At 71.5% G+C, this 4122-nt stretch carries 4 protein-coding genes; 2 read left to right on the plus strand and 2 right to left on the minus strand.

The features are described 5' to 3' along the window. Nucleotides 1-12 precede the first annotated feature (12 nt). Together GKQ77_RS34200 and GKQ77_RS28820 are read left to right on the plus strand one after the other, a co-directional pair. Nucleotides 13-102: a hypothetical protein gene (locus GKQ77_RS34200; protein WP_443728929.1), complete on the plus strand. Its 90-nt coding sequence runs from the start codon at nucleotides 13-15 to the stop codon at nucleotides 100-102. Further along, nucleotides 99-1925 carry an FAD-binding oxidoreductase gene (locus tag GKQ77_RS28820; RefSeq protein WP_258022141.1) on the plus strand — a complete coding sequence of 609 codons (1827 nt, stop codon included), beginning with the start codon at nucleotides 99-101 and terminating at the stop codon, nucleotides 1923-1925. Before GKQ77_RS34200 ends, GKQ77_RS28820 begins: the two co-directional genes overlap by 4 nt. 50 nt (nucleotides 1926-1975) lie before the next feature. Here the strand turns inward: GKQ77_RS28820 and GKQ77_RS28825 are convergent, their stop codons facing one another. Together GKQ77_RS28825 and GKQ77_RS28830 are read right to left on the minus strand one after the other, a co-directional pair. After that, the gene (locus GKQ77_RS28825; protein ID WP_219691940.1) at nucleotides 1976-2692 is read right to left on the minus strand and encodes a phosphatase PAP2 family protein; all 717 of its coding nucleotides are present in this window, start codon (nucleotides 2690-2692) and stop codon (nucleotides 1976-1978) included. A gap of 248 nt (nucleotides 2693-2940) precedes the next feature. Beyond that, on the minus strand, nucleotides 2941-3951 hold the full coding sequence (locus tag GKQ77_RS28830; protein ID WP_219691945.1) for a C40 family peptidase: 1011 nt from the start codon (nucleotides 3949-3951) through the stop codon (nucleotides 2941-2943). Nucleotides 3952-4122 lie beyond the last annotated feature (171 nt).

Below are 4122 nucleotides of genomic sequence, written 5' to 3' on the forward strand. Positions count from 1 at the left end.
TACTGGCGCACGCTGGGCAACCGTCTCGCGGCGCGCCTGCCGCTGCCCGAATACAGCATCGAGCGGCACGCCGCCTGGCTCGCCGGAAAGGTGCTGTCATGACGACCGTTTCCACTTCATCCGCGTCGCCGTGTCCTCTCTCGCGCCTGCGCGCTCGTCTCGTGCTGGCGGGCCTGACCGCCTGCGGCCTCGCTGCGCTGGCCTGGGCGGCTTTCGTGTCGCCGCTGCCGCGCCTGACCTACAACCCGTCCGACAGCGTGGCGGTCGGCTGGTATCGCATCGAACCGTTCGAACCGCGCACCGCCTCGCTGCCACGTCCGTTGTCCGTGGACAGCATCGTGCTGGTGCCGCTGCCCGGCACGGCCGCCACGCTGGCCGCGGCCACCGTCGCGGGCTGCACCAGCGGCGGCCCGGACGCGGGCACGGGCGCGGGCACGGCATCCCGCACCACCGGAACCGCCGCAGGCACCGGCACCAGTACGCCCCTCAGGACCTCCAGCGCCGCCGCCAGCGCCCCCGCGTCCCTCAAGGCCCTCGCCAAGGACCTCGACGGCACCCTCGTGCGGCCCGGCGAGGCCAAGTGGGCGGCGGCCCGCCAGCTCTACAACACCCGCTTCGACGACCTGAGGCCCACCGCCGTCGCCTACGTCGCCCACCCCGACGACATCCGCACCGCCCTGGCGTACGCCCGCGCCCACCGCACCCCGGTGGCGATCCGCAACGGCGGCCACTCGTACGCGGGTTGGTCCTCCGGCACCGGGCGACTGATCATCGACGTATCGAAGCTGAGCAAGATACGGGCGAGCGGTACGACGGCCACGATCGGCGGCGGCGCCAAGCTGATCGACGTCTACCGCACGCTCGCCGCGAAGGGCGTGACGATCCCCGCCGGCTCCTGCCCGACCGTCGGCATATCGGGGCTCACTCTCGGCGGCGGCCACGGCGTCGTCTCCCGGGCGTACGGCCTGACCTGCGACAGTCTCACCTCCGCCACCCTCGTCACGGCGGACGGCAAGCAGCTCACCGCCTCCAAGTCGGAGCACAAGGAGCTGTTCTGGGCGCTGCGCGGCGCGGGCAACGGCCAGTTCGGCGTCGTCACCGAGCTGTCGTACCGCACGCACACCGCGCCCCGGGCGGTCTCCGCGTACATGACCTGGCCCTGGTCGAAGGCGGCCGCGGTCATCAAGGCGTGGCAGGAGTGGGGCCCGGACCAGCCGGACGAGATCTGGTCGTCCGCGCACCTGGCGAACACCCCGGGCGGCACCCCGACCGTCTCCGTCGCCTGCTTCTCGCTCGGCACGTACGGCGAACTGCAGAACGCCGTCGACCGCCTCGCCGACAGGATCGGCGCCCCCGCGCGCAGCGTCTCCCTGAAGCGGCGTGCGTACGAGGAGGCGATGGAGGTGTACGCGGGCTGCTCGTCGTTCGCCACGGACGCCCAGTGCCATCTGCCCGGTTCGACGCCGGGCCGTACTCCGACGGGCGCCCTGCAGCGCGAGACGTACGCGGCGGCCTCCGACTTCTTCGACCGCTCGCTGTCGGCCGCCGGCATCCGCGCGCTGCTGTCGCAGATCGAGAACGTGAGGGGCGCGAGCGCGGGCAGCATCGCGCTCACCGCGCTCGGCGGCGCGATCAACCGCGTCGACCCGACGGCGACGGCGTTCGTGCACCGCCGCTCGCGGATGCTGGCGCAGTACATCGCGTCGTGGCGCGCGGGGATATCGGGCTCACCGGCGCGGGCGTGGCTGAAAGCGGCGCATGGGGCGATGGGGCGGTACGCGTCGGGCGCGGCCTACCAGAACTACACGGACTCGACGCTGACGAACTGGCGCGAGGCGTACTACGGGGCGGCGGCGCCGCGTCTGAAGAAGCTCAAGAAGCAGTACGACCCGAGCCGCTTCTTCGACTTCCCGCAGGCACTCTGAGCCTGCCGCAGCCCTCCACGCCTCCTGGGCCGCGGGGCCGTCCACGCCTCCTAGGCCGCGAGGTCCCGCTCGTCGGGGTCCGGGGCGGCCTCGGAGGGCGCGGCCGTCCCGCTCAGCGGGGCGGCGGACACCGGCCCGACCCGGCGGTCCCACACCAGCCAACCCCCGTACCGCGAGCGGCCGATCGCCTTGGCGAGCGGGGTGAGCAGCGCCATGGCGAGCGGGGAGAGAAGCAGGGCGACGGCCGTGCCGAGCGCGAACCCGCCGATGACGTCCGTCGGGTAGTGCACGCCCATGAAGACGCGGCAGAAGCCCTCCAGGGCGGCGAGCGCGAGGCCCGCGAACCCGAACTTGCGGTTGGCGACGAAGAGTCCGGCGCCGATGGCCATGGCGAGCGTGGCGTGGTCGCTGACGAAGGAGAAGTCGTCCTTGCCGTCGACCAGGACATCGATGCCGCTGTGGTCACGGAAGGGGCGGGGGCGCTCGACGAAACCTCTGATGGGTACGTTGACGAGGACCGCGATCCCGGCGGCGAGCGGCGCCCAGACGACGGCGGCGACCGACGAGGCGGCGTCGTCGAGGGCGCCCCGCTTCCGCTGGCCCCACCAGCACCACACCACGAGCAGTACGAGGGCGAGCAGCAGGCCGTACTCACCGACGAACGCCATGGCGCTGTCGAGCCACTGCGGGGTCTCCCGCGTCAGGCCGTTGATGTCGTAGAGCAGGCCGATGTCGGGGTTCGACCCGGATTCCTCCAGTCCAGCCATGGCGCTGCGGCCCCTTGTCTCCTAGCCCATGGGCGCACTTTTCCATGCGCCCTTCCATCAACCCCCGCGGTCGGTCCAGTCAAGGGAACGCCTGGTCCCCACCCCTACGTTCCACTCTCCACCGAAAGATCACTCAGACGTTACCGAAGAGAGACACATCACCGCAGCTCAGGGGAGCTTTTTAACGGAGAGTTCAAGCCACGTCACACCGTGCGTGCGCCCTCCGCACGCCCCTGCCCGCGCCCCCCTCAGACGGCTGTGGGCTTGACCGGTGCCGCCTTGGCGCCCTCGTCCGTGACACGAGTCGCGCCAAAATAGTCCGGCGTGTCGATCGGGTCGAAGCGGATCACGGCGCCGGCGCGCGGGGCGTTGATCATGTAGCCCCCGCCGACGTAGATGCCGACGTGCCGGATGGCGCGTGAATTGGTGAGGTCGTCGGAGAAGAAGACCAGGTCACCGGGGAGCAGCTCGTCTCGCTTGGGGTGCGGCCCCGCGTTGTACTGGTCGTTGGCGACGCGCGGCAGCGTGACGCCGACGGTGCGGTAGGCGGCGAGGGTGAGGCCGGAGCAGTCGAAGCGGCCGTTCTGCTCGGGCGTGCCGTTGCCGCCCCACAGGTAGGGGGTGCCGAGCTTCTTCTGCGCGAAGGCGATCGCCGCGGCCGCCTGCTGCGAGGGCTGCACACGGCCGACGGGCCGGGCGAAGCTCTTCTGGAGGGTGGTGATGGTCTTCACGTAGTTCTGCGTCTCGCGGTACGGCGGCACGCCCCCGTACTTGAGGACGGCGTACGCGCCCGCGTTGTACGCGGCGAGCATGTTCTTCGTGGGGTCGCCCGGGGCGTCCTTCACATAGCCCGCGAGCTTGCAGTCGTACGAGGCCGCGGAGGGGATGGCGTCCTTGGGATCCCAGACGTCGCGGTCACCGTCACCGTCACCGTCGAGCCCGTGCGAGGCCCAGGTGCCGGGGATGAACTGCGCTATCCCCTGCGCCTTCGCCGGGCTCGTCGCGCGCGGGTTGAAGCCGCTCTCCTGGTAGAGCTGGGCGGCGAGCAGCGCGGGGTTGATGGCCTTGCAGAGGTTGCCCCACTTCTGGACGAGGGACTGGTAACTCGCGGGCACGGCACCCTTGGCGAGCCCCACGGACCCACCGCTCGCGCCACTGGCGATGCTCCCCGCGGCCATATACGTCCCGACGACGAGCAGCGCGATGAAACTGAGAGCACCCGTGGAGCCGACGGCCGCGAGCAGCCACGCCTTACGCACCGTCAACCACCCCTCGCCTGCCGGGAGTCCGTCGGCGCTCAGTGTAGAGGCTCCATGGGACAGGGGGGCGGTGCCGGCCACCGCCCACCGGCGCGAAAATGGCGGGCGCCCCCCGGGGCAGCCGCTGCTACGTTCCCCCCATGCCTGAGCCCACCACACCCGCCTCTGCCA

It is taken from the genome of Streptomyces anatolicus (genome assembly GCF_019400875.1).
Lineage (GTDB): Bacteria > Actinomycetota > Actinomycetes > Streptomycetales > Streptomycetaceae > Streptomyces > Streptomyces anatolicus.